The sequence below is a fragment of the Ruegeria sp. B11 genome (genome assembly GCF_056539785.1).
The window spans coordinates 196,570-218,761 of sequence record NZ_JBQFVO010000005.1; the positions used below are offsets into that span (position 1 = coordinate 196,570).

Sequence of the window (22,192 nt, forward strand, 5' to 3'; positions counted from 1 at the left end):
ACCCTTATAGCTGCTTCAGCAGCTGTGTCGTTGGCCACGCATCCGCTGGCAAACCCAGACGCAATTGTTCAGCCTGCACAGCCGCACGCGTTCCGGCCCCAAGGATGCCGTCGATCTTGCCCACGTCGTGCCCGCGCGCCTGCAGTTTGCTCTGCAACTGTTTCATTTGCGCGCCCGTCAGCCCCGGCGCTGGATTACCTGCATCGTAAATCTGCGCGCCTTCCAACCGTGTGCCGAAATAGGCGGCGGTCAGGACGTAAACGAAGCTCTGGTTCCATTCGAAATAGACATCGAAATTCGGGTAAGCCAGAAAGGCGGGTCCTTTATGCCCTTGTGGCAGGATCAGCGAGGCAGGCAGATTTGCCAACGACCCACTGCGCGCCTGCACGCCCATCGCCTGCCATTCGGACACCGAGCGGGGCTTGCCGGGGCCAGAGAGAGACCAGTCCATCTGCGCGGGGACGGTGACCTCTTGCAACCATGGCTGACCCGGTTGCCAACCCAGATGCGACAGCATCTTGGCCCCGGACATCAGTGCATCCGGCGCCGATGTTTTTAGCGAAATCTTGCCGTCTCCGTCCCCATCCACGCCGTTTTCCAGAATGTCGCGGGGCAGCATCTGGACCATGCCGATTTCACCGGCCCAGGCTCCGGTGGTGCGGGCGGGGTCAAAATTGCCCTGGCTGTACAGCTCGATCGCGGCGAAAATCTGCGGGCGGAACAACTCGGGGCGGCGGCAGTCGTGGGCCAGCGTCACCAGCGCGTTGCGGGTGTTGAAATCGCCCTGAAAGGACCCGTAGTCGGTCTCGAACGCCCAAAATGCCAGTAGCACACCGCGCGAAATGCCGTATTCCTGCTCAATCCGGTCAAACACCGCGTCGTATTTGCCCGACATGGCCTTGCCCCGGTCGATCCGGTTCTGTGAAATCAGGCGCCGCGAGAAGTCGATGAATGGTTTCTGGAATACGCCCTGCGCGCGGTCGGCTTTCAGAACGGCTCCGTCCTGCTGCACGCCCTTGAAAAAGCTGTTGACGGTGGATTTGTCGTAACCCTGCTGAATGGCTTCGGCTTTCAGCCCTTTGACGAAGGTATTGAACCCACCGCCGCATTGGGCGAGTGCAGGCGAGGCGAAGAGGGCGGCGGCAATAAGGCCGGAAAGGAAACGCATAAGGCTGATCCGTCAGAATATGAAGTTGAACCCAACCCACACCGACACGAGCCCAAGCGCAAGCCCCCATACCTGCCAGAGCATGTCTGATGCGCGAAAAACCTCCGCCGCGTCGATTTCTTGCCGGGCATTCCCGTTCACCCAGGCGAGATCCCGCATCTGGCCATCATAGCTGCGCGGTCCGGCCAGCGCGATATCAAGCGCACGTGCCATCGCGGCCTCGGGCCAGCCTGCGTTGGGTGAGATATGGCGGCGTGCATCCTCAACCATCTCTCCCCAGCGCGACCATTGGCTGGACAGCGCGACGATCATTACGAAGGTCAGGCGCGCCGGGACAAGGTTCAGCACATCATCCAGCCGCGCCGCTGCCCAGCCGAAGGCGCGGTATTTGTCGTTGCGATAACCGATCATACTGTCGGCGGTGTTGACGACCTTGTAAACCAGAAGCCCCGGCAGACCTGCGACCAGAAACCAGAAGGCTGGGGCAATCACCCCGTCGCTCAAGTTTTCGGCGGCGCTTTCGATGGCCGAGCGCGCCACCTGCGCCTCGGTCATATCTCGCGTATCGCGCGAGACAATCATGGCGACCTGCGCGCGCCCTTCGGCAAGCGAGGTCAACAGGCCTTCGCCAACTGCGCGAACATGGGTGATCAGGGATTTCTGGGCCAGAAGGATGGCGCAGACCACGATCTCGACGATCGGACCAAGCAGCTCCAGCAACCGGCCAAGGATGAGTGCCACCGCAACCAGGATGAGTACCGTCGCAACCCCTTTGAGGCGGCGATACGCCCCATGGTTCAGCCGGTTGTCCAGCCAGCCAATCGCGTTGCCCATCAGTACGGCAGGGTGGCGAATACGTGACCACAGCCAATCCGGCTCACCCAATGCTGCGTCCAGACACATGGCGCAGACCAATAGGAACGCGGTGCTCACAGCGCTGCTTCCAACCGGGCCCAACCATCTGCTGGCGGTAATCCAAGGCGCAGGTAGGTCCGGGAATAGGGGAAAATACGGCTCCAGATATGCGCCCGCGCCAATCGGTCTTGCCAGTCGGTCGCGTCATCAACGTCGTAGAGGCGGAACAGGCTGGTGCCGCCAATCAGCCGCGCACCTTTGGACGTTAAAAGCTGATCCAACCGTGTTGCTTCATTTGCCAGACGCATGCGTGTTTGATCAGCCCATTTTACATCGTGCAACGCTTGCGCGCCGATCCGCAGCGCCGGGCCGGATACGGCCCATGGTCCCGTCAGGTCATTCAACCGCGCAATAAGATCGGGATGGCCGATTGCAAAACCCAGTCGCAACCCGGCCAACCCCCAAAATTTGCCAAAGCTCTTCAGCACCACGATGCCGGGCCGCTGGGCCAGATGAATCAGCGAGGCTTCGGGCGTTACGTCGCAGAAGCTTTCATCGATCACCGTCAGCGACGCGTCGACATCCGCGTCCTGCCAGATGCGCCCATCGGGATTGTTGGGGTGTACGATGACACGTGCCTGAGCCGGGCCGCTCTCGTGCACCTTCCAACCCTGAGCGGTGAATGCAGCGGCATGTTCGTTATAGGTGGGCATCGTGATCTGCACGCGGCCGGCTTTGGTCAGCGCGGGCACGCGGGCAATCACCGCAGAGGCACCAGGCGATGGCAGAATCTCGGCCCCATCAGGCACGTTCCAAAACACCCGCGCCGCGTCCGAGAGGCGTTCGAACGCGCCATGATCCGGCAGTTCCATCCAGTCCGGAGGCTGCAGGCCCGAGACCTCATAAGCATGCGGATTGATCCCCGTGGACAGATCGATCCAGTCTGCGCGCGTGCCCCCAAACCGCGTCATCGCGCCATCCAGCCCTCCGCCATGATCGCGCGCAGCCCGAGGGTTCAATCTGTCATCCTGTCCAACCATCTGCCCCAGCCGGAATCGCCTATTTCTCATGCTTCAAGCGGATTTTTGCCGTTCTTACAAGCGAATCCGCCCGATCACGGCGCTGTGCGGGCCTTGTTAACACTTTGTTAAGGAAATCGCGTGATCACGGACAACAGGGGTCGGCACCACTCACCCATATCACGTGCCGAGGTTGTTGCAAATGAAAGTACTGATTGTTGAGAGTAACCCCGATCTAGGTCGGGTCTGGCAGCGGCATCTGCAAAGGCAGGAGGCCGAAGTCACGCTGGTCGAAACGCAAGAGGCCGCGATCCTGGCACTGTATGGTACCGCATTCGATATCATCGTGCTGGATCTGGTTCTGGAAACCGGCAGCGCCTTGGCGGTTGCCGATTTCGCAAGCTATCGCAGGCCCGAGGCGCGAGTGATCTTCGTCACCAACACCACATTCTTCTCGGACGGATCAATCTTTGCCCATAGCGCCAATGCCTGCGCCTATGTCCAAAGCTCGACCCCGCCCGAGGATCTGGCGGCCATGGTCGAACACTACGCGGCGGGGCGCTGATCCCGCCCATGGGGTTCTGAATAGTCCAACGTTGGATTCACCGGAATAATTCGGTGCGGATTGATGCTGTCATGGCTGAAGTGATAGTGGCGCACGATGTGGTCCATGTTCACAGACTGCGCCACGCCGGGCCATTGATATAGCTCCCGCGTAAAGGCCCAGAGGTTCGGGTAGTCCACCAACCGACGCTTGTTGCACTTGAAATGTAAATGATAAACCGGGTCGAACCGGATCAATGTGGTGAACAGGCGCCAGTCGGCCTCGGTCACGCGGTCACCCATAAGATAGCGGTTCCGGGCCAGACGATCCTCAAGCCAGTCCAGCGTGTCGAACAGAGGGCCAACCGCGGCGTCATAAGCTTCTTGCGAGGTGGCAAAGCCGGATTTGTAGACCCCGTTATTGACATCGGAATAGATGCGCGCGTTGACCTCTTCGATCTCGTCCCGCATTGCCTCGGGCCAGTAGTCGTCTGTGTTGCCGGTGATCCCGTTGAAAGCCGAGTTGAACATGCGGATGATTTCCGAGCTTTCGTTCGACACGATCGTTTTCTCAACTTTGTCCCACAGGATCGGAACCGTAACGCGGCCCGAATAGTGAGGGTCGGCACGGGTGTAGATTTGATGGGCAAATTCTGATCCGAACAGTTTGTCGCCGGTCGCGCCATGGTCGTCGGTCTCAAAGGTCCAACCTTTATCCAGCATATCCGGATGCACGACCGAGACCGAGATGTGGTCGCTCAGCCCTTTCAACTCACGAAAGATCAGTGTGCGGTGCGCCCAAGGGCAGGCGTGCGAGACATAAAGGTGATAGCGCCCAGATTCCGCCTCGAACCCGCCGCGCCCCGAGGGGCCGGGCGCGCCATCGGCGGTGATCCAGTTGCGAAACTGTGCGGCCGAGCGTTTGAACGCCCCGCCTGTGGATTTGGTGTCATACCAGGTGTCATGCCATTCGCCGTCGACAAGCAGGCCCATCGTTATTCCTTTCGCATTGCGATTGGGTCAAAGATAGGCCGTCTTGCGCCCCGATCCTATTTCACCGGGCGCGCATCAGGCCTGCATGCGCGCACAGGTGGGATGCGGTGTCTGGGCACCAGAACCGCAATGCCAAAACTAATGTGACGCCGTTCACTGGATTTTTACAGGAATCGCGTCAGACTAATGAGTGTTAAGGGGGGAAGTTTATTATGAGTACCTATGTTTCCAAGGAAATTCGCGCCGAATTGGATGCGGCCCGAATCGCTACCCTCAAGAAATCCAGCCGTTTACGGGTGGAGGTTGGCGACAATAGCTTCAAAATTTTGACATTGTGGAAGGATGGTTTCACCGTCGAGGCCGAAACCACGCCGCGCCTGCGTGGGCTCGTCGATATCTATGACGGTGCCAATCACATGTATCAGTGCCTGATCATCGCAGACGAAGAAGCGGTGGGTGAAATGCGCTATGAGTTCAAGCGTAACACTGTGGCGACGGACAAGGCTCCACTGGATTTCTACCGCGCCCCGGATGCGCCGATCGCACTGCTTGAAAACCGCGACTGACGCGCGCACCGTTTGATCTTTGGCACCGACGCGCCACCGGCGCACGGGCGGCAATGGGGCCTCAAGATTCGCAGGGATCAGGCCGGACGGTTTAGTCGGAGGCCGTCAGGGTCAGGTGCACAGGAGCCAAACCATCGATGCCGCCTTCAATTCGGTCTCCGGCGACCACAGGCCCGACCCCGGCGGGTGTGCCGGTCAGGATCAGATCGCCGGGGCGCAAATGGTAGAAACCCGATAGATGGGAGATCAGTTCATCGATCTTCCAGACCAGCTCAGACAATGTGGCGTCTTGTACGACCCGCTCATTGACGCTCAGATAGATGCGCTTGTCATCAGATGGGCTCCAGTCATCGGCGCGGGTCAGCGGAGCGAAGACCGCGCCGTTTTCCACATCCTTGCCCAGATCCCAGGGGCGCTGCTTGTTGCGCTCACGAATCTGCAAGTCGCGGCGCGTCATGTCCAAGGCACAGCCGTAGCCAAAGATCGCGGCTTGGGCCTGCGCGGCCGTGGCCTGAAAAACCGGCTTGCCGATGGCAACGGCCAGTTCCATTTCATGATGATAATCCTCGGTCCCTGCCGGGTACAGCACATGTGCCCCGGTCAAAACCGCGTTGGGCGCGGATTTGGTGAAGTAAAACGGCGCCTGACGATCCACCTCATGCCCCATCTCGGCAGCGTGGGCGGCATAGTTGCGGCCCACGCAAAAAATCCGTCCGATCGGATAGGTCGCCTGTTCCCCCTGCACCGGGATGCTTGGGATGTCCGGAAGCGTAAAAAGGTGGTTGGGCATGACGTGCCTCCGATTATTTATGAACGGGGTTCATTGTAAATCGCCAAAGGCTGTCTTCAATCGCGCACAGGCTTCTTCAACCCGCTCGCGTTGGGTGGCCAGATTGAAGCGCTCGAAGGTTTCTCCACCGGTGCCAAAACCGGGGCCTGAGGATGTCGCGATCCGCGCATCTTCGCGTAGGCGGCGGACAAACTCATCGTGGCTCATACCCGTGCCCGAAAAATCGACCCATGCCAGATAGGTCGCCTGCAGAGGCATCGACCACAGGCCCGGTATCTCGGCGATGGCAGCATCAAACAGCTTCCGGTTCGCGTCCAGGTGGGCAATTTGTTCATCGACCCATTTTGCACCTTCCGGCGAATAGGCGGCAGTGATCATCGCCACACCCAACGCACTGGGGTCATAGTCCAGCGTGGTGATCCGGTACCGCATCTCGGCCCGCAGCTTGGCATCGGGAATGATCATGTTGCCGGTACGCTGACCGGCGATGTTGAATGTTTTCGACGCCGCGGTCAGTGTCACCGTCCACGGGCGCGCGTCGGGGGCGGCCGTATCCATCGGTACGAAGGTATTGCCCGGATAAACCAGATCATGGTGAATCTCGTCCGACACAAGGATCAGCCCGTTGCGCTCCGCAAACGCCGCTACAGCGCGCAGTTCATCCGGCGTCCAGACCCGACCTGACGGGTTTTGCGGCGAGCACCACAGCAGCAGCTTTTCTGATCCGTCCAACCGCGACTGCGCATCGTCCAGATCAAGCCCATAGCTGTCGCCATCGCGCACCAGCGGGCATTCCACCACGCGGCGGCCGGATTTGTTCACCTTATGGGCAAACTCATGGTAGACGGGCGTGAAGATCACGACGCCATCTCCCGGTTCACTCCAAACATCCAGACACAGGGCAATCGCATTGCCCAACCCTTGTGAGGTCAGAATCCAATCGGTGTCGATCTCCCAGTTGTGGCGTGTCTTCATCCACCACTGGATTGCATTCAGATAATCCGGGTGCATCCATGAATATCCAAACGCGCCATGATCGGCCGCTTCCCGCACCGCCTCGATCACACAAGGGGCCGTGGCATAGTCGGAATCAGCCGTCCACATGGCCAGCCCATCCTCGGGGGCGACACCGTAAAGCTGCTCCATCTTGTCCCATTTTGAAGAGTTGGTGCCCCGGCGGTCGATCAGGTCGTTGAAAGTCATGTCATCTCCATCTGTCGAGGCGAAAGCTAACCACAAATCCATAAGGTGCAAGGGGGCCGTTGCGGAGGCGGGCGCGATGGCCTAAATCAGCCCCATGAAACGCAATATCCTGATCCACCCCGATCCCCGCCTGAAAAAGGTCTGCGCGCCGGTGGCCGACATCACCGACGATCTGCGCAAACTGGCCGATGACATGCTGGAGACGATGTATGACGCGCCCGGCATTGGCCTTGCTGCGCCGCAGATCGGTGTGCTCGACCGGCTGATCGTGGTGGACTGCGTCAAAGAAGAAGGTGAGGCCCCACGCCCACTGGTGATGTTCAACCCCGAGGTCATCGCCTCCTCGGACGAGACCAACGTTTACGAAGAAGGCTGCCTGTCGATCCCTGAGCAATATGCCGAAGTCACGCGCCCGAAGACGGTTGATGTCACCTGGCTGGACCGTGACGGAAATCTGCAGCAGGAAACCTTTGATGATCTCTGGGCGACTTGTGTGCAGCATGAGATCGACCATCTGAACGGTAAGCTCTTCATCGACTATCTCAAACCGCTCAAGCGTCAGATGATCACGCGCAAAATGCAGAAGCTCAAGCGCGAAAAGGCCCGCACATGACGGTGCGAACCTGCCTGCCATGGCCCGACAAACGTCTGCGCACCAAGGCCGAGGACGTCCCCGAGATCACCGACGACATCCGCACCGTCTGGGATGACATGATCGATACGATGGAGGCGATGCCGGGCGTTGGCCTCGCTGCGCCGCAGATCGGAGTGATGCTGCGGCTGGCTGTCGTGGATGGCTCGACCCAGCGAGGCAAAGCTGTGCGACTGGCCAACCCCGAGATTCTGCACAGCTCGGTTGAGCTGCGTGAACATGACGAGGCCAGCCCGAACTTGCCCGGCGTGTCCGCCAAGGTAAAGCGACCGCGCGCAGTGACCGTGAAATTTCTCAACGAACAGGGCCAGATCGACCGCCGCGATTTTGTCGGCATTGAGGCCACCAGCGTGCAGCACCAGATCGACCACCTGAACGGGCGGATGTATTTTGACCGGCTCAGCAAGGTCAAACGCGACATGCTGCTGCGCAAAGCACAGAAGATGGGGTGAAACCCCATCCTACGGAGGGACGGATGCGTATCATCTTCATGGGAACGCCAGATTTCTCGGTGCCGGTGCTGGATGCGCTGGTCCGTGCCGGGCACGAAATCGCCGCCGTCTATTGCCAACCGCCACGCCCCGCCGGTCGCGGTAAAAAAGACCGTCCAACCCCGGTGCACGCGCGTGCCTTGGCGCTGGGCTTAGACGTTCGCCATCCGACCTCGCTGAAATCGCCCGAAGAACAGGCCAGCTTTGCCGCGCTGAACGCCGATATCGCGGTGGTCGTCGCCTATGGCCTGATCCTGCCACAACCTATTCTGGACGCGCCAACCCATGGCTGCCTGAACATTCACGCCAGCCTGTTGCCGCGCTGGCGTGGGGCCGCGCCTATACACCGCGCGATCATGGCAGGCGATGTGCAAACCGGTGTTTGTATCATGCAGATGGAGGCCGGGTTGGATACAGGCCCCGTTCTGCTGCGCGAGGCCACCGAGATCGGGATTGAGGAAACCACGGCGCAACTCCATGACCGCCTGTCGGATATGGGCGCGGCTCTGATCGTTGAGGCTCTGGCCAAACTGCACAGCCTTACACCTGACCCGCAGCCCGATGAGGGCGTGACCTACGCCGCCAAGATCGACAAAGCCGAGGCGCGGATCGATTGGTCTGCCCCCGCATCCGAAGTGGATAGAAAAATCCGCGGTCTCTCCCCGTTCCCCGGCGCATGGACCGAGGTCGAGGGTAATCGGATCAAACTACTGGCTTCGCGGCTGGCCGAAGGGCAGGGCACGCCCGGCGAGGTACTGGATGACCACCTGTGCGTGGCCTGTGGCGAAGGCGCAGTTGAGTTGCTGCGCTTGCAACGGGCAGGCAAGGGCGCGCAGGATAGGGAAACTTTTCTGCGGGGATGGCCCATGCCGGCCGGGACCCGCCTGTCATCGGAGTAGGCGTATATGATCATGATCATGATGGGCACGGTCGTGATTGCCGGGATCGTAGGCTATCTGTCTGAACAGACTGGCTTTACCCATAACGGCTATCTGCAGTCGATCATCATCTGCGTGGGTGGTGCTTTCCTGTTCTATTTCGTGCGCATCATGTTCGGCATCAGCTTTGGCCCGCCGGGGTTGGACGCGGTGCTGTCCTCGATCGGTGCGCTGATCATCGTGCCCACGCATTGGAGGAAATGATATGCCGATCATCGCCCTGATCATCGTCGGAGCCGCTGCAGGTTTCCTCGCCACCCGCCTAATGCGGATCGAGGCCGATATTCCAACCACCATGCTGATCGGCATTGTCGGCGCTTTGGTGGGCGGTTTGGTACTGCGCACGCTCATCACTGTGATGGGCTGGCTCTCAGGGTTTATCGGCGCCGTTCTGGGGGCGCTCTTGGTGATCTGGATCTGGCAGACATATATCCGCCGCTGATCGCTTGACCCGACCGTGATCTGCGACCAATGTCCCGTCAATTCTTTGTTGAAAGGCCTCTCATGTCGCATGATCTGACCGCCGGAGACGTCGCGCTGATGGGTGTGCCGTTGGACCTGCATTCCTCATTCCTGCAAGGCCCCGCGTTTGCCCCGGGTCGCATCCGCGAGGCGTTGCATTCCGGCGCGGCCAACCTGACCGCCGAGGATGGCACTGATCTGGGCGCAGCCGACCGTTTCAAAGACACCGGCGATCTGGATGTGTTCGAGATGATGGGGCAGGAACCCATCGACCGGATCGAGGCAGGGGCCGCCGCCCGGATTGAAACCGGCGCACGGCTGCTGTCATTGGGCGGTGATCACTCGGTGGCCTTTCCGCTGATCAAGGCGCATGCCGACCGGTATGAGGGGCTGAATATTCTGCATATCGACTCACATCCCGACCTCTATGACAGTCAGCAGATCGGCCCGCTGGGCCATGGCTGCCCGTTTGCCCGCGTGATGGAGACAGGCAAGATCAACCGTCTGGTGCAGGTCGGGATCCGCACCATGAACAAGCACCAACAGGAACAGGCCGACAAGTTCGGGGTCGAGGTGATCGACATGCGCAACTGGAGCCCCGATCTTGAGATCAGCTTTGACGGCCCGGTCTATCTGTCACTGGACCTTGACGCGCTGGACCCCGCCTTTGCCCCCGGGGTGTCGCATCACGAACCCGGTGGCCTCAGCACGCGTGAGGTGATCGACCTGATCCACCGGTTCAAGGGCCAGTTGATTGGCGCGGACATTGTCGAGCTGAACCCGCATCGCGATCCCTATGGCATGACCGCCATGGTGGCGGCGAAATTCGTCAAGGAAATTGGCGCGCGGCTGCTCAGTCGCTAACGTTCGTCGCAGATTGCGGCAGTGCCAAGGCGAGGGGCGGACCGTGTAGTCATGTCGAACCGGTTCGCCTCGGACGCCGTCATCCAGTGCATCTCTTCCTCGGATGCTGCATCCAGCGTGAACCAGTAGAAGTCGGGATCGACGCCGATATCTTCGAAATAGTTCAAATACCGGTCATGCTCGGGGTGATCTTCGGGTAGCTCCGCAGCGACATAGCCGCCGCCGCCCCAGCTGTGGACCCCCACGCAGGCGCCGGGTTCCAGCACGCGTCGGTTACCCGCTAGAAACAAATCGGTGCCGCCCGAGGCCACCAGCCCGTTTGACGGAACCACCGTGTCGAACCCTTCCTCACGCACTACGCGACTGAAGACCACATTCGAGTCATCATCGACCGAACCTTCGATATTTTGCAGCACCAGCGTCTTAATCTCGGGGTTCTCGTCCATCACTTCTTCAAACGCGCTGAGCGTTGTATGGTCGATCGTTCCGGACGCGACGATCTGATTGCCCACTGCCGTGAAGCTGACCGGGGCGTATTGCTCTGCACATGCCGTTAGCAGCAGTGCCGTGGCCAGAAACGAAAGTCTGTAGGTCATCGCGATCTCTTGTCCGTTTCTACCCTATTGCCGAGGCGGTCGGGCCTTGTAAACCGGCAACTGCCAACCGAACAGCAGAGATCCGGCGCGCAACGCCCAGCAAATCAATGCACATAAGCCCAATGCCAGCAGGCCTTCCAGCCCGAGGCGGGTGGCAAACACAGCGGTCAAGGCGCCGATAAAGGCGCAGGATACATAAAGCTCACCCTGTTTCAGTACCAGCGGCACCTCGTTGCACACCACGTCACGCATCAAGCCGCCCAAACAGCCCGTGGTCACCCCCATCAGCACTACGATGATACCGGATTGATCCAGTGACAACGCTGCACCCGTGCCAGCAGCGACCGCGATGGACAGGGCGAAACTGTCCAACCAGACCAGCCAATTATACCGGCTTTCGACCAGATGAGCGGTAAAAAATACCAGCACCGCAGCGCCGCAAGCGATCAGGATATAAGCGGGCTGACCGACCCAGAAGATCGGATGTCGGTCCAGCAGCAAGTCGCGTACGGTACCACCGCCCACTGCCGTCAGACAGGCGATGAAGGCAAACCCGACCAGATCAAGCTGCGCTCGGCTGGCCACCAGCGCACCGGTCAGCGCAAAGACCAAAACCGAGGCGTAATCCAGCAGGGCAAGCCCGCTCACGCCTGCGCCTTCTTAGGTTTGAATGGGGCCATGCCGGCGCGCGCCAGTTCGTCGGCCTTTTCATTCTCCGGGTGGCCCGCATGGCCCTTGACCCATTCCCAGGTCACCTGATGCCGCTCTTGCGCCTCATCCAGCCGCTGCCACAAATCGACATTTTTGACCGGCTTCTTGTTCGACGTCTTCCAGCCGTTCCGCTTCCACCCGAAAATCCATCCCGTAACGCCGTTCTTCACATAAGCGCTGTCGGTGACGATAGTCAGTTTCGAGGGCCGCTCCAGCGTCTCCAAAGCACTGATTGCAGCCAGCAGTTCCATCCGGTTGTTGGTTGTCTCGGCTTCGCCTCCGCTCAGCTCGCGTTCTTTCAGGATGGTCTCGCCATCCATCGCGCGCAGCAGTACGCCCCAGCCGCCGGGGCCGGGATTTCCGGAACAGGCACCATCGGTATAGGCAAAGAGATCAGGCATGAGCGAATACCAGAATGAATCCGTCGTAAGACCCGGCCAAACCTTTCCCCATTCCCTGCATGGTACGATCAATGGTGAAACCTGCCGAGGTCAGGGCGTCCTTGATCTGGGTCTCTGAATAATAGGTATAGTAACGGTCCAAATCATCGCGATGCTCGCCCGTGCCCAGCTTCATTCCTAGAAACAGCTGCCCGCCCGGCTTCAGTGCGGTGTGGATCGCGTTCAGATGACGCGGGAAATCGGCGCGCGGGGCGTGCAGCAGGCAGAAACTGGCATAGACGCCGTCATACTCTGCCACCTCGGTGACGTCATCGAAGGTGCCAAGGTGGGCGTCAACACCGTTGCTCCGCGCATGTTCAACAAAGGCAGGGGTTGCATCCAGCGCCCGTACCTTCAGCCCTTGCCGCATCAGAAACGCGCTGTCTGATCCGGGACCCGAGCCCAGATCCAGCACATATCCACCCTCGCGGACCGCATCTAAAAAAGCCTGACGCGCCTCTAGCTGCTCGGCGGGCAGGGGGATCCTTAGGTAATCCGCAACGCGATCCGTGTAGGCCTTGATGGTCCGTTCATCACTCACAGGTAAACTCCCACAGCAAGACAGGTCAGCACGACAGCGGTTAGCAGGACGCGCAGCCGCATCCACCAGACCGGGGTCAACCGCCAATATGAGAACATGGCGTCCAGCAAAAGCAAGCCCGCAAACCCATACATCAGGTTGGTGCCCGCATTCACCGGACCGCCGCCGGTCGTGAAAAATGCCCAAAGTGCAGGCAACACCGACAAGGTGTAACAGGCCGCAGCTTTGCTGCCTGAGGTTTTGGTGGCGAAGCCCCACAGCACGCCCGACATGAAACTCAGGATCACCGAGCCATAGAATAGCTGAATATACGGCCCCACGAAGCGCGACCCCAGCGTCTGCCGACCCCAATCGTTCAAATCACCGTTCAGATAAGTCAGCGCGCCCCAGACAAACGGGATCAGCCCAGCCAAACCAAGGAATAACGGCGCGCGGGGGATGCCGCTCATGCTGGTTCCCGCAATACGCGGGGAACTTTGAACTCGACATTCTCGACAGCGGTTTCGACCAGCTCGACGGTGACATCGTAGTGGTCGCGGAATGCATCGATCACCTCGTTCACCAGCACTTCGGGCGCGGATGCCCCGGCGCTAACCGCAATGCTGGAAATTCCTTCCAGCGCACGCCAGTCGATCTCGGTCGCGCGCTGCACCAGCTGCGCATAACTGCATCCGGCGCGCGAGGCGACCTCGACCAGACGACGTGAATTCGATGAGTTCGGCGCACCCACCACCAGCAAGGCATCGGCTTTCGGAGCGACGGCTTTCACCGCTTCCTGCCGGTTGGTGGTGGCATAACAAATGTCTTCCTTGTGCGGCCCGACGATGGCGGGGAAGCGGGCCTCAAGCGCGGCAATAATGTCCTTGGTGTCATCCACCGATAGGGTTGTCTGGGTGACAAAGGCCAGCTTTTCGGGGTTACGCACAGCGACCTGCGCCACATCTTCTACCGTTTCAACCAGCAGTACCTCGCCATCGGGCAGCTGTCCCATGGTGCCGATTGTTTCGGGATGGCCCTTGTGACCAATCATGATCATCTGCAGCCCGGCATCCGCGTGGCGCTGCGCTTCGACATGCACCTTGGATACAAGCGGGCAGGTGGCGTCGACATATATCATCTCGCGCTGGGCTGCTGTGGCGGGCACCGATTTTGGCACACCGTGGGCCGAGAAGATCACGGGGCGATCATCAGGGCATTCGTCCAGCTCCTCGACAAACACGGCACCCTTGGCGCGCAGACCGTCGACGACGAATTTGTTGTGAACGATCTCATGGCGCACATAGACAGGCGCCCCCCATTTTTGAAGGGCCATTTCCACAATCTTGATGGCACGGTCCACACCGGCGCAGAACCCGCGCGGGGCGGCCAGATATAATGTCAGCGGCGGCTTTGTCATTCGGCGATCTCCTGGACCGAACACCTAGGTCTTTTCATTGCCATGGTCCAGACAGCACTGCGTCATTTCACTGACATGAATCGCTGTTAGCACAAGGGTGTTTTCAGCACCTATACCTTTAAAGTCGCGCGGCCAGGGCTTCTGGCCCTGGCCGCGCATATTCTTGCCAACCCCCATTGGTGAGTGGTGGGGTTTGGTGGGGTCAGTGCCCGCCTGCAGCTGCGACGCTGCGGGGTTCAGTCGGCATCTCGCGCGGAGGGCGGCCGATCACGTCGCGCAGGTCTTCCAGCTCAATGAAGTTATCGGCCTGGCGGCGCAGTTCGTCCGAAATCATCGGCGGCTGACTACGGATGGTCGAAACAACGGAAACACGTACGCCCTGCCGTTGCAGGCTTGCGATCAGCGGGCGGAAATCCCCATCGCCCGAGAATAGTACGATATGATCAACGCGTGGTGCCAGTTCCATGGCATCGACGGTAAGCTCGATATCCATGTTTCCCTTGACCTTCCGACGCCCCATGCTGTCGGTGTATTCCTTGGCCGGTTTGGTGACCATGGTGAAGCCATTATAGTGCAGCCAGTCCACCAGAGGCCGGATCGGGGAATACTCGTCATTTTCCAGTAGCGCTGTGTAGTAGAAAGCTCTAAGCAGTTTGCCTCTGCGCATAAATTCCTGACGCAGCAACTTGTAGTCGATGTCAAACCCCAGTGCTTTGGCGGCTGCATAAAGATTCGAGCCGTCGATGAACAGCGCTAGCCGTTCGTCCTTGTAAAACATAAAATGGTCCTTCCGGTATAAGCCACCGCACCGTGAGCTCCGTGAGTGATAAAGTAATAGGTCAGTGCAATGGTGTCCTTAAAATAGGTGTTTTAGGCTTTATCGCAAGTATTCTCTGGTCCGAATATGGGGTCTGAAGTGGACAAAACCTTGTCAAAAGCGGTCATTGCCCTAGGGGCAAATCTCAGTCTGAGAGGTTGTGGGCCCAAGGTGACACTTGAGCGGTCGCTGATCGCGATGGCCGAGGCGGGCTTGGTGATTCGCAAGACAAGCCGGTTTTTTGCCACCCCATGCTTTCCGGCAGGGGCAGGGCCGGACTATGTCAACGCAGCGGTTTTGATCGAATCGGACCTCACGCCACAGGGTGTTCTGGACCTGCTGCACCGCATCGAACATGATTTTGAGCGCGCCCGTGAACAGCGTTGGGGCATGCGCACTCTGGACCTCGATCTGGTCTTTTGGGATGAACTTGTGCTGCCGGATGACGCCGAATACCAGCGCTGGCTGACCCTTCCCCCCGAAGATCAGACCAAATCTGCGCCGGAACACCTAATCCTGCCCCATCCGCGCTTGCAGGACCGCGCTTTTGTGCTTGTTCCCATGGTGGATGTCGCCCCCGATTGGCGCCATCCCGTTCTGGACCGGACAGTGACGCAGATGGTTGCAGCCTTGCCGCCCGATGAGGTGGCAGAGGTCAAGCCTCTGTGATCCTCGCATTTGCGGCATTTCTTGCTTGTCAAGGCGGGGATTCGCGCTTAGATAAACCCCTTCCTGCCACGGATTCATTTACGGAGAGCGCCCCATGGCCCGCGTTACGGTCGAAGATTGTGTAGACAAGGTCCCGAACCGGTTCGAACTGGTGATGCTTGCAGCCCACCGGGCGCGCGAGATTTCTGCTGGTGGCCCGATCACCGTTGACCGCGATAACGACAAGAACCCTGTCGTCTCGCTACGCGAAATCGCCGACGAAACCCAAAGCGCTGATGAGCTGCGCGAGCGTCTGATCGAAGCCAACCAGACCCAGATCGAGGTTGATGAGCCCGAAGAAGATCAGATGGCCCTGCTGATGGGTGCGGAATCTGACAAGCCTGCGGATGACGACATGTCGGAAGAAAAGCTCCTGCGCGCTCTGATGGAGGCCCAGGGCCAGGGGTAACCCAAGCGACAAAGGTGCGGACCGGATGATTTCAGAAGAAGACCTGATTGCACTGGTCCGCAATTACAATCCCAAGACAAATGCCGACCGCATCGAAAGGGCCTATGAATTTGGCCAACAGATGCATGAAGGCCAGTTCCGCCATTCCGGCGAGCCCTATTTCTCTCATCCCGTTGCAGTTGCCGCCATCCTGACTGAACAGCGTCTGGATGATGCAACCATTATAACGGCCCTGTTGCACGACACGATCGAAGACACCAAAGCCAGTTATGGCAAGGTCACCGAACTGTTCGGGGATGAGGTCGCCAAGTTGGTCGATGGCGTCACCAAGCTGACCAACCTGCAGCTGTCCAGCCGTGAGACCAAACAGGCCGAGAATTTCCGCAAGCTGTTCATGGCCATGTCCAAGGACCTTCGGGTTATTCTGGTCAAACTCGCCGACCGCCTGCACAACATGCGCACGATCAAGGCGATGCGCCCTGAAAAGCAGGTGCAAAAAGCGCGTGAGACAATGGATATTTACGCGCCGCTTGCGGGCCGGATGGGGATGCAATGGATGCGCGAGGAACTTGAAGACCTTGCCTTCCGCGTCCTGAACCCCGAAGGCCGCCAGTCGATCATCCGCCGCTTTATCACTCTGCAACGCGAAACCGGCGACGTGATCCATCGCATCACCGGCGACATGCGGCACGAATTGGAAAAGGCGGGCATTGAAGCCGAAGTCTTTGGCCGTGCCAAGAAACCCTATTCGATCTGGCGCAAGATGCAGGAAAAGGATCAGGGTTTCTCACGTTTGTCCGACATCTACGGGTTCCGCATCATCACCCAGACCGAGGAAGACTGCTATCGCACACTCGGTGCCATCCACCAGCGCTGGCGCGCGGTGCCAGGGCGATTCAAGGACTATATCAGCCAACCGAAATCGAACGGTTATCGCTCGATCCACACAACAGTTTCGGGGCGCGACGGCAAACGGGTCGAGGTCCAGATCCGCACCCGCCAGATGCACGATGTGGCCGAAACCGGCGTTGCAGCGCACTGGTCCTATCGCGACGGTGTGCGGTCCGAAAACCCCTTTGCGGTCGACCCGGCAAAGTGGATCGCAAACCTGACCGAGCAATTCGACAGCGAGGATGATCATGAGGATTTCCTCGAAGCTGTGAAGCTCGAGATGTATTCGGACCAGGTGTTCTGCTTCACCCCCAAGGGCGATGTGGTGAAACTGCCGCGTGGGGCGACGCCGATTGATTTTGCTTACGCAATCCACACCCGCATTGGTCATGCCTGCGTGGGGGCCAAGGTTGATGGCATTCGTGTGCCGCTTTGGACCCGGCTCAAGAACGGGCAGTCGGTGGACATCATCACCGCCGATGGCCAGAGCCCGCAGGTCACTTGGCTTGAGATCGCAGTCACCGGCAAAGCCCGCACCTCGATCCGCCGCGCGTTGCGCGAGGTCGACCGGGAACGCTTCATCAAGCTGGGTAAGGAACTGGCCCGCGCCGGGTTCGAAAACCTGGGCCGCAAAGCCACCGACAAGGCGCTGGAAACCGCTGCCAAACACCTGCGTTTAAAAGATCGGGACGAGTTGCTGGCCCGTCTGGGCAGTGCCGAGTTGACCGCCCATGAGGTGGTCGAAGCGGTATATCCCGAACTCACCAAGGATGATGGCGACGCGATCTCGCCCCGTCGTGCTGTGATCGGGCTTGAACCGGGCCAGAAATTCGATCGTGCCCCCTGTTGCCAGCCACTGCCAGGCGAGCGCATCGTCGGAATTACATATCGCGGCAAGGGTGTTGTCGTGCACGCCATCGACTGCGATCGCCTGACCGAGTTTGAAAATGAACCCGAGCGCTGGGTTGATCTGCACTGGCATTCGGGCACCCACCCCGCCGTCTATGGCGCGACGCTGGATTTGACCATCGGCAATGATGCCGGGGTGCTGGGGCGTATTTGCACATTGATCGGCGAGAAAAAGGCCAATATCTCGAACCTCGAATTTGTCGACCGCAAACCGGATTTTTATCGGCTGATGATCAATGTCGAACTTCGCGACCTTGAACAGTTGCATTCGCTGATGCTGATGCTCGAGGCTGAAAGCGACGTTGCTGCGGTCGAACGGTACCGGGAAAGTGCGAAACCCGCCGTCGCGGCTGGCTGAGAAGGGGTGATCACGAGTGGTTTTCAAGCGCCGAGATCGCCGCTCGCCTGTCCAAGTCGCGTCAGAGTTCGTCTATCCGCGCGGCGGATGGACCCGTGCCTTTCACTATGTCAAACATCGGGTTCGGCGCCTGCCTGACAGCCCGGAACGCATCGCGCGTGGCATCGGGGCAGGGGTGTTTGCCTCGTTCACGCCTTTCTATGGCTTGCATTTCCTGGTCGCCGCCGTGCTGGCGCGGCTGCTGAACGGCAACATTCTTGCCGCGCTCAGCGGCACGTTCTTTGGCAATCCCCTGACCTATGTGCCGATCGCGGTCATCAGCCTGCAAACCGGGCATTTCCTGCTGGGGACCAAGTTCCGCAAAGACGATACCGATGGGTTGATGGGGAAATTTGCGGATGCGATGGGCGATCTCAAGGACAATTGCATCGCCATGTTCACCCATCGCGAGGCGGACTGGCACGGGCTTAGCCGGTTCTATGACGATGTGTTCTTTCCTTATATGATCGGCGGCGTCATTCCAGGCATCGTGGCCGGAGTGATCTGCGCCTATCTTAGCCTGCCGCTTATCCGTACTTATCAGCAACGCCGCCGCGCCAGAATCAAAGCGAAGTTTGAACAAATCAAACGCCTTGCTCAGGCAGAGGCTGACGTTCCCCCGACAAAACCACTAGGCTCGACCTCAGGGACAATGAAGGATTCGAAAGATGTCTGACAACCGTTTGCGTCTGGGCGTGAATATCGACCACGTAGCCACCGTGCGGAATGCGCGCGGCGGGGCCTATCCGGACCCACTACGCGCCGCCCGGATCGCGGAAGAGGCCGGGGCCGACGGCATCACAGCACATCTGCGCGAAGATCGCCGCCACATCTCGGACGCCGATATCGACGGGTTGATGGAGATCCTGTCGGTGCCGCTGAACTTCGAGATGGCCGCAACGGACGAGATGCAGAAAATCGCCCTGCGCCACAAGCCGCACGCTGTCTGCATCGTTCCCGAAAAGCGCGAGGAACGCACAACCGAGGGCGGGTTAGAAGTCGCGCGCGAGGAAAATAAGCTGGCCCATTTCATTGCGCCCTTGCGCGATGTGGGCTGCCGCGTGTCCATCTTTATCGCCGCCGACCAGCGCCAGATCGACGCCGCCCACCGCATTGGGGCCGAGGTGATCGAACTGCACACCGGTGCCTATTGCGATTTCCACGCCGAAGGCAAACTGGACGACGCCGCGCGCGAACTGGAAGCCCTGCGCGAGATGTCCGCCTATGCCCATTCGCTGGGTCTTGAAGTTCATGCGGGTCACGGGCTGACTTACGACACCGTACAACCGGTGGCAGCCTTCCCTGAAGTGCGAGAGCTGAATATCGGCCACTTCCTGATCGGCGAGGCCATCTTTCGCGGCCTCACCCCGGCGGTTCACGAAATGCGCCGCCTGATGGACGAGGCGCGGGCATGATCACACCCGGTTTTGTGGCGATCTGGTTTGCATGGCTCATGGCCGGGGGCTCTCCGGGCCCTGCCACCATGGGCATCGCCGGAACCGCCATGAACGAAGGCCGCACCGCCGGTCTGGCCTTTGCGCTGGGCATCTGCGCCGGGTCCGCCGCGTGGGGCATCGCCGCCGCACTGGGGCTGTCGGCGATCATGCTGGCCAATGTCTGGGTGTTCGAGGTGATCCGCTATATCGGCGTCGCTTATCTGGGCTGGCTGGCGCTCAAGGCGCTACGTCGCGCGCTGACTTCGGATGAGGTCGCGCTGGGCAATCCGGTCACCGGCTCATTGGGCACGATATTTGCCAAGGGTGCAGCGATCCACCTGACCAACCCCAAGGCGATCCTCAGCTGGGGCTCGATCTACGCCATCGTTGCGCCAAATGACGCCAGCCTTGCTATGCTGCTGGGTTACTTCGCCATGCTCTATGCGGGTTCACTGCTGATCTTCATCGGCTACGCCTTCTTGTTTTCGTCTGCGCGCATGGTCAACGCCTATCGCCGCGCCCGCCGCTGGTTTGATTTTGCCTTCGCGGGTTTCTTTGGCGTGGCCAGCTACAAGATCCTCACGGTGCGCCTGTCATGACCTCTGAGGTGCAAAGATGATCCGACATTGCGTGATGCTGCGACTCAAGCCCGATCACGACACCGCAGAGCTTGCAGCTGTGATGGATGGGCTGGGCGCGGTCGCAGACCGTTTGTCTGGCTGCGGTGGCTTCATCCACGGCCCCAACCGCGATTTTGAGGCAAAATCCCTAAGCTATCCCTACGGCTTCACGCTGGATTTCGCGGCTCAGGCCGACCTACAGCGCTATGCCAGTGACGAAACCCACCAGCAACTTGGCGCACGGCTTGTCGCGCTGTGCTTGGATGGGGCCGAGGGCGTCTTGGTGTTCGATCTGGAAACGCCCGACGCGGCTGACCAATAGCTGACCAATAGGAGACGAGGGACTGTCATGAAAGCAATCACCTATCGCGGATTTGGTGCGGCGGCGGATGTCCTTGAGTTGGTCGACCTGCCCACGCCCAACCCCGGCCCAGGCGACGTTCTTGTCCGGGTCCATGCCAGCGGCATCAACCCCTCAGACGTCAAGCTGCGCGGCGGCGCGCGCCCTGGCGCTGTGATGCAATACCCGATGGTTGTTCCCCACTCGGACGGGGCCGGAGTGATTGAGGCCGTAGGCGAAGGGGTCGATCCCGCGCGCGTCGGCGAACGTGTCTGGATCTGGAACGGCCAATGGCAACGCGCTTTTGGCACTGGGGCCGAATACATCGCACTACCCTCCGAACAGGCCGTATTCCTTCCAGATACGACCGGCTTCGCCGAGGGCGCGTGTTTTGGTATCCCAGCCTTGACTGCATGGTACGCGCTCTATTGCGACGGACCGATCACTGACCAGACTGTGCTTGTGACCGGCGGTGCGGGAACGGTTGGGCGCTACGCCTGCCAGATGGCCGCGCTGGGTGGTGCGCGCGTTATCACAACGGTCAGTTCAGATGAAAAAGCCGCCCATTCCGGCGCGTCCGAATGGATCAACTACCGCACGCAAGACGTGGCCGAGGCGGCGATGGACATGACCAACGGCGCAGGCATAGACCGCATTGTCGAGGTTGATTTCGCAGCCAACCAACCCGCTTCCCTTTCTATGATCCGCCCCGGTGGCACCATCGCCAGCTATGCCTCGGCTTCGCAAATGAAGCCCGAACTGGATTTCTATGGCTTCATGTTCAAGAACATCCGCCTGCATATGCTGATCGTCTACCAACTCGACGCCGCGGCCCGCCGTCGTGGCGAGGCGCAGTTGGGCCAGTGGCTGGAACAAGGCGCACTGTCCCACGCCGTCGTCCCTGGCGGAGGGCTGATGGATGCGGCAAATGCACACGCAATGGTCGAGGCAGGGCAAAAGCTCGGGACCGTTGTGTTGGAGGTCTGACATGATCCTCGGCATCGGCACCGACCTCGCAAATATTGATCGCATTCAGGGCACGCTCGACCGGTTCGGCGACCGCTTCCGTAACCGTGTCTTCACTGAAACCGAACAGCGCAAGGCTGAGCGTCGCGCCGATACTGCGGGCACCTACGCCAAACGCTGGGCCGCGAAAGAGGCGTGCTCGAAGGCGTTAGGCACCGGCCTGCGGATGGGGATCGCGTGGAAGGACATGGCGGTGACCAACCTGCGCACCGGCCAGCCCGTTATGCATGTCACCGGCTGGGCCGCAGAGCGTCTGAAAGAAATGACTCCCGAAGGCCACGAGGCGATCATCCACGTCACCCTGACCGATGATCATCCCTGGGCGCAGGCCTTTGTGGTGATCGAGGCCCGCCCGCTTCAAGAAGCGCCCGCGCAGCCTTGACTTGCCCCCAACTGACCCGCATGTAGCAC

At 59.9% G+C, this 22,192-nt stretch carries 30 protein-coding genes; 17 read left to right on the forward strand and 13 right to left on the reverse strand.

The window, feature by feature from the left end:
- Window positions 1-4 precede the first annotated feature (4 nt).
- The 3 genes from ACR0I1_RS16975 to cobD are packed head-to-tail and all read right to left on the reverse strand — an operon-like array spanning window position 5 to window position 3,063.
- Window positions 5-1,168 (reverse strand): lytic murein transglycosylase, encoded by a 1,164-nt coding sequence (locus ACR0I1_RS16975; protein ID WP_480707382.1) that lies wholly within the window; start codon window positions 1,166-1,168, stop codon window positions 5-7.
- A gap of 12 nt (window positions 1,169-1,180) precedes the next feature.
- Window positions 1,181-2,101, reverse strand: coding sequence for an adenosylcobinamide-phosphate synthase CbiB (gene cbiB, locus ACR0I1_RS16980; protein WP_170565089.1), 921 nt, complete (start codon window positions 2,099-2,101; stop codon window positions 1,181-1,183).
- On the reverse strand, window positions 2,098-3,063 hold the full coding sequence (gene cobD / locus ACR0I1_RS16985) for a threonine-phosphate decarboxylase CobD (protein ID WP_170565086.1): 966 nt from the start codon (window positions 3,061-3,063) through the stop codon (window positions 2,098-2,100). Before cobD ends, cbiB begins: the two co-directional genes overlap by 4 nt.
- 181 nt (window positions 3,064-3,244) lie before the next feature.
- On the opposite strand from cobD, the gene ACR0I1_RS16990 reads away from it, so the two are divergent.
- Complete coding sequence (locus ACR0I1_RS16990) at window positions 3,245-3,607, forward strand: response regulator transcription factor (protein WP_008756687.1); 363 nt, start codon at window positions 3,245-3,247, stop codon at window positions 3,605-3,607.
- Here the strand turns inward: ACR0I1_RS16990 and ACR0I1_RS16995 are convergent.
- Window positions 3,589-4,578, reverse strand: coding sequence for a glutathione S-transferase family protein (locus ACR0I1_RS16995; RefSeq protein WP_480707383.1), 990 nt, complete (start codon window positions 4,576-4,578; stop codon window positions 3,589-3,591). The two genes, ACR0I1_RS16990 and ACR0I1_RS16995, sit on opposite strands and share 19 nt — an antisense overlap.
- 212 nt (window positions 4,579-4,790) lie before the next feature.
- Here ACR0I1_RS16995 and ACR0I1_RS17000 point away from each other — a divergent pair, with 212 nt between their 5' ends.
- Window positions 4,791-5,144 (forward strand): hypothetical protein, encoded by a 354-nt coding sequence (locus tag ACR0I1_RS17000; RefSeq protein ID WP_170392635.1) that lies wholly within the window; start codon window positions 4,791-4,793, stop codon window positions 5,142-5,144.
- 91 nt (window positions 5,145-5,235) lie between these two features.
- Here ACR0I1_RS17000 and ACR0I1_RS17005 read toward each other — a convergent pair whose 3' ends face one another.
- Together ACR0I1_RS17005 and ACR0I1_RS17010 are read right to left on the reverse strand one after the other, a co-directional pair.
- On the reverse strand, window positions 5,236-5,934 hold the full coding sequence (locus tag ACR0I1_RS17005; protein WP_480707384.1) for a fumarylacetoacetate hydrolase family protein: 699 nt from the start codon (window positions 5,932-5,934) through the stop codon (window positions 5,236-5,238).
- Between the two features lie 30 nt (window positions 5,935-5,964).
- Window positions 5,965-7,137: a MalY/PatB family protein gene (locus tag ACR0I1_RS17010; protein WP_480707385.1), complete on the reverse strand. Its 1,173-nt coding sequence runs from the start codon at window positions 7,135-7,137 to the stop codon at window positions 5,965-5,967.
- A 94-nt stretch (window positions 7,138-7,231) separates the two neighbouring features.
- Here ACR0I1_RS17010 and def (ACR0I1_RS17015) point away from each other — a divergent pair, with 94 nt between their 5' ends.
- The 6 genes from def (ACR0I1_RS17015) to speB all read left to right on the forward strand — a co-directional run bounded on the left by def (ACR0I1_RS17015) (window position 7,232) and on the right by speB (window position 10,544).
- On the forward strand, window positions 7,232-7,750 hold the full coding sequence (gene def / locus ACR0I1_RS17015; RefSeq protein WP_170392632.1) for a peptide deformylase: 519 nt from the start codon (window positions 7,232-7,234) through the stop codon (window positions 7,748-7,750).
- Window positions 7,747-8,241 carry a peptide deformylase gene (gene def, locus ACR0I1_RS17020; protein ID WP_170425183.1) on the forward strand — a complete coding sequence of 165 codons (495 nt, stop codon included), beginning with the start codon at window positions 7,747-7,749 and terminating at the stop codon, window positions 8,239-8,241. Before def (ACR0I1_RS17015) ends, def (ACR0I1_RS17020) begins: the two co-directional genes overlap by 4 nt.
- A gap of 23 nt (window positions 8,242-8,264) precedes the next feature.
- Window positions 8,265-9,179: a methionyl-tRNA formyltransferase gene (gene fmt / locus ACR0I1_RS17025; RefSeq protein ID WP_480707386.1), complete on the forward strand. Its 915-nt coding sequence runs from the start codon at window positions 8,265-8,267 to the stop codon at window positions 9,177-9,179.
- Between the two features lie 6 nt (window positions 9,180-9,185).
- Window positions 9,186-9,422: a hypothetical protein gene (locus tag ACR0I1_RS17030; protein ID WP_170392629.1), complete on the forward strand. Its 237-nt coding sequence runs from the start codon at window positions 9,186-9,188 to the stop codon at window positions 9,420-9,422.
- Between the two features lies 1 nt (window position 9,423).
- Window positions 9,424-9,660 carry a GlsB/YeaQ/YmgE family stress response membrane protein gene (locus tag ACR0I1_RS17035; protein ID WP_170392628.1) on the forward strand — a complete coding sequence of 79 codons (237 nt, stop codon included), beginning with the start codon at window positions 9,424-9,426 and terminating at the stop codon, window positions 9,658-9,660.
- 62 nt (window positions 9,661-9,722) lie between these two features.
- The gene (speB, locus tag ACR0I1_RS17040; protein WP_170392627.1) at window positions 9,723-10,544 is read left to right on the forward strand and encodes an agmatinase; all 822 of its coding nucleotides are present in this window, start codon (window positions 9,723-9,725) and stop codon (window positions 10,542-10,544) included.
- Here speB and ACR0I1_RS17045 read toward each other — a convergent pair.
- The 7 genes from ACR0I1_RS17045 to ACR0I1_RS17075 form a co-directional block, all read right to left on the reverse strand.
- A complete protein-coding gene (locus tag ACR0I1_RS17045; RefSeq protein WP_170392626.1) occupies window positions 10,541-11,140 on the reverse strand; it encodes a COG3904 family protein in 600 nt (199 codons plus the stop codon). The two genes, speB and ACR0I1_RS17045, sit on opposite strands and share 4 nt — an antisense overlap.
- A 24-nt stretch (window positions 11,141-11,164) precedes the next feature.
- Window positions 11,165-11,788: a trimeric intracellular cation channel family protein gene (locus tag ACR0I1_RS17050; protein ID WP_170392625.1), complete on the reverse strand. Its 624-nt coding sequence runs from the start codon at window positions 11,786-11,788 to the stop codon at window positions 11,165-11,167.
- The gene (gene rnhA / locus ACR0I1_RS17055) at window positions 11,785-12,252 is read right to left on the reverse strand and encodes a ribonuclease HI (protein ID WP_170733738.1); all 468 of its coding nucleotides are present in this window, start codon (window positions 12,250-12,252) and stop codon (window positions 11,785-11,787) included. The genes ACR0I1_RS17050 and rnhA overlap by 4 nt, the downstream gene beginning before the upstream one ends.
- A complete protein-coding gene (locus ACR0I1_RS17060; protein WP_480707387.1) occupies window positions 12,245-12,832 on the reverse strand; it encodes a class I SAM-dependent methyltransferase in 588 nt (195 codons plus the stop codon). The genes rnhA and ACR0I1_RS17060 overlap by 8 nt, the downstream gene beginning before the upstream one ends.
- Entirely contained in the window at window positions 12,829-13,281 is a 453-nt protein-coding gene (locus tag ACR0I1_RS17065) for a DUF3429 domain-containing protein (protein WP_170392622.1), read from the reverse strand. Before ACR0I1_RS17065 ends, ACR0I1_RS17060 begins: the two co-directional genes overlap by 4 nt.
- Window positions 13,278-14,228, reverse strand: a complete 951-nt coding sequence (gene ispH, locus ACR0I1_RS17070) for a 4-hydroxy-3-methylbut-2-enyl diphosphate reductase (RefSeq protein WP_170392621.1) — start codon at window positions 14,226-14,228, stop codon at window positions 13,278-13,280. Before ispH ends, ACR0I1_RS17065 begins: the two co-directional genes overlap by 4 nt.
- 202 nt (window positions 14,229-14,430) lie before the next feature.
- On the reverse strand, window positions 14,431-15,006 hold the full coding sequence (locus tag ACR0I1_RS17075) for a LabA-like NYN domain-containing protein (RefSeq protein ID WP_039541714.1): 576 nt from the start codon (window positions 15,004-15,006) through the stop codon (window positions 14,431-14,433).
- A 126-nt stretch (window positions 15,007-15,132) separates the two neighbouring features.
- On the opposite strand from ACR0I1_RS17075, the gene folK reads away from it, so the two are divergent.
- From folK to acpS, 9 genes are all read left to right on the forward strand, one after another.
- Window positions 15,133-15,714 (forward strand): 2-amino-4-hydroxy-6-hydroxymethyldihydropteridine diphosphokinase, encoded by a 582-nt coding sequence (gene folK, locus ACR0I1_RS17080; protein ID WP_480616393.1) that lies wholly within the window; start codon window positions 15,133-15,135, stop codon window positions 15,712-15,714.
- A gap of 94 nt (window positions 15,715-15,808) precedes the next feature.
- Window positions 15,809-16,162 carry a DNA-directed RNA polymerase subunit omega gene (gene rpoZ, locus ACR0I1_RS17085; protein WP_010437681.1) on the forward strand — a complete coding sequence of 118 codons (354 nt, stop codon included), beginning with the start codon at window positions 15,809-15,811 and terminating at the stop codon, window positions 16,160-16,162.
- Window positions 16,163-16,187: 25 nt separating this feature from the next.
- Complete coding sequence (locus ACR0I1_RS17090; protein WP_170392619.1) at window positions 16,188-18,320, forward strand: RelA/SpoT family protein; 2,133 nt, start codon at window positions 16,188-16,190, stop codon at window positions 18,318-18,320.
- A 16-nt stretch (window positions 18,321-18,336) separates the two neighbouring features.
- Window positions 18,337-19,035, forward strand: coding sequence for a DUF2062 domain-containing protein (locus ACR0I1_RS17095; RefSeq protein ID WP_170392618.1), 699 nt, complete (start codon window positions 18,337-18,339; stop codon window positions 19,033-19,035).
- Window positions 19,028-19,774 (forward strand): pyridoxine 5'-phosphate synthase, encoded by a 747-nt coding sequence (locus ACR0I1_RS17100; RefSeq protein ID WP_170392617.1) that lies wholly within the window; start codon window positions 19,028-19,030, stop codon window positions 19,772-19,774. Before ACR0I1_RS17095 ends, ACR0I1_RS17100 begins: the two co-directional genes overlap by 8 nt.
- The gene (locus ACR0I1_RS17105) at window positions 19,771-20,394 is read left to right on the forward strand and encodes a LysE family translocator (RefSeq protein ID WP_170425202.1); all 624 of its coding nucleotides are present in this window, start codon (window positions 19,771-19,773) and stop codon (window positions 20,392-20,394) included. Before ACR0I1_RS17100 ends, ACR0I1_RS17105 begins: the two co-directional genes overlap by 4 nt.
- 16 nt (window positions 20,395-20,410) lie before the next feature.
- Window positions 20,411-20,737, forward strand: a complete 327-nt coding sequence (locus ACR0I1_RS17110) for a Dabb family protein (RefSeq protein ID WP_480707388.1) — start codon at window positions 20,411-20,413, stop codon at window positions 20,735-20,737.
- 27 nt (window positions 20,738-20,764) lie between these two features.
- Entirely contained in the window at window positions 20,765-21,742 is a 978-nt protein-coding gene (locus ACR0I1_RS17115; RefSeq protein WP_170402304.1) for an NADPH:quinone reductase, read from the forward strand.
- A gap of 1 nt (window position 21,743) precedes the next feature.
- Window positions 21,744-22,163, forward strand: coding sequence for a holo-ACP synthase (gene acpS / locus ACR0I1_RS17120; protein ID WP_170392613.1), 420 nt, complete (start codon window positions 21,744-21,746; stop codon window positions 22,161-22,163).
- Window positions 22,164-22,192: the final 29 nt, after the last annotated feature.

Bases quoted from the DNA above. Each gene is read 5' to 3' on its own strand.
- ACR0I1_RS17105 (WP_170425202.1), top strand. From the start codon at position 19,771: ATGATCACACCCGGTTTTGTGGCGATCTGGTTTGCATGGCTCATGGCC.
- ACR0I1_RS17030 (WP_170392629.1), top strand. From the start codon at position 9,186: ATGATCATGATCATGATGGGCACGGTCGTGATTGCCGGGATCGTAGGC.
- ACR0I1_RS17045 (WP_170392626.1), bottom strand. From the start codon at position 11,140: ATGACCTACAGACTTTCGTTTCTGGCCACGGCACTGCTGCTAACGGCA.
- ACR0I1_RS17100 (WP_170392617.1), top strand. From the start codon at position 19,028: ATGTCTGACAACCGTTTGCGTCTGGGCGTGAATATCGACCACGTAGCC.
- ACR0I1_RS17090 (WP_170392619.1), top strand. From the start codon at position 16,188: ATGATTTCAGAAGAAGACCTGATTGCACTGGTCCGCAATTACAATCCC.
- ACR0I1_RS17010 (WP_480707385.1), bottom strand. From the start codon at position 7,137: ATGACTTTCAACGACCTGATCGACCGCCGGGGCACCAACTCTTCAAAA.
- ACR0I1_RS17115 (WP_170402304.1), top strand. From the start codon at position 20,765: ATGAAAGCAATCACCTATCGCGGATTTGGTGCGGCGGCGGATGTCCTT.
- ACR0I1_RS16995 (WP_480707383.1), bottom strand. From the start codon at position 4,578: ATGGGCCTGCTTGTCGACGGCGAATGGCATGACACCTGGTATGACACC.
- def (WP_170392632.1), top strand. From the start codon at position 7,232: ATGAAACGCAATATCCTGATCCACCCCGATCCCCGCCTGAAAAAGGTC.
- speB (WP_170392627.1), top strand. From the start codon at position 9,723: ATGTCGCATGATCTGACCGCCGGAGACGTCGCGCTGATGGGTGTGCCG.
- ACR0I1_RS17075 (WP_039541714.1), bottom strand. From the start codon at position 15,006: ATGTTTTACAAGGACGAACGGCTAGCGCTGTTCATCGACGGCTCGAAT.
- cobD (WP_170565086.1), bottom strand. From the start codon at position 3,063: ATGGTTGGACAGGATGACAGATTGAACCCTCGGGCTGCGCGCGATCAT.
- rnhA (WP_170733738.1), bottom strand. From the start codon at position 12,252: ATGCCTGATCTCTTTGCCTATACCGATGGTGCCTGTTCCGGAAATCCC.
- ACR0I1_RS17110 (WP_480707388.1), top strand. From the start codon at position 20,411: ATGATCCGACATTGCGTGATGCTGCGACTCAAGCCCGATCACGACACC.
- ACR0I1_RS16975 (WP_480707382.1), bottom strand. From the start codon at position 1,168: ATGCGTTTCCTTTCCGGCCTTATTGCCGCCGCCCTCTTCGCCTCGCCT.
- folK (WP_480616393.1), top strand. From the start codon at position 15,133: ATGGGGTCTGAAGTGGACAAAACCTTGTCAAAAGCGGTCATTGCCCTA.
- ACR0I1_RS17005 (WP_480707384.1), bottom strand. From the start codon at position 5,934: ATGCCCAACCACCTTTTTACGCTTCCGGACATCCCAAGCATCCCGGTG.
- ACR0I1_RS17065 (WP_170392622.1), bottom strand. From the start codon at position 13,281: ATGAGCGGCATCCCCCGCGCGCCGTTATTCCTTGGTTTGGCTGGGCTG.
- ACR0I1_RS16990 (WP_008756687.1), top strand. From the start codon at position 3,245: ATGAAAGTACTGATTGTTGAGAGTAACCCCGATCTAGGTCGGGTCTGG.
- ispH (WP_170392621.1), bottom strand. From the start codon at position 14,228: ATGACAAAGCCGCCGCTGACATTATATCTGGCCGCCCCGCGCGGGTTC.
- ACR0I1_RS17000 (WP_170392635.1), top strand. From the start codon at position 4,791: ATGAGTACCTATGTTTCCAAGGAAATTCGCGCCGAATTGGATGCGGCC.
- ACR0I1_RS17035 (WP_170392628.1), top strand. From the start codon at position 9,424: ATGCCGATCATCGCCCTGATCATCGTCGGAGCCGCTGCAGGTTTCCTC.
- rpoZ (WP_010437681.1), top strand. From the start codon at position 15,809: ATGGCCCGCGTTACGGTCGAAGATTGTGTAGACAAGGTCCCGAACCGG.
- def (WP_170425183.1), top strand. From the start codon at position 7,747: ATGACGGTGCGAACCTGCCTGCCATGGCCCGACAAACGTCTGCGCACC.
- acpS (WP_170392613.1), top strand. From the start codon at position 21,744: ATGATCCTCGGCATCGGCACCGACCTCGCAAATATTGATCGCATTCAG.
- fmt (WP_480707386.1), top strand. From the start codon at position 8,265: ATGCGTATCATCTTCATGGGAACGCCAGATTTCTCGGTGCCGGTGCTG.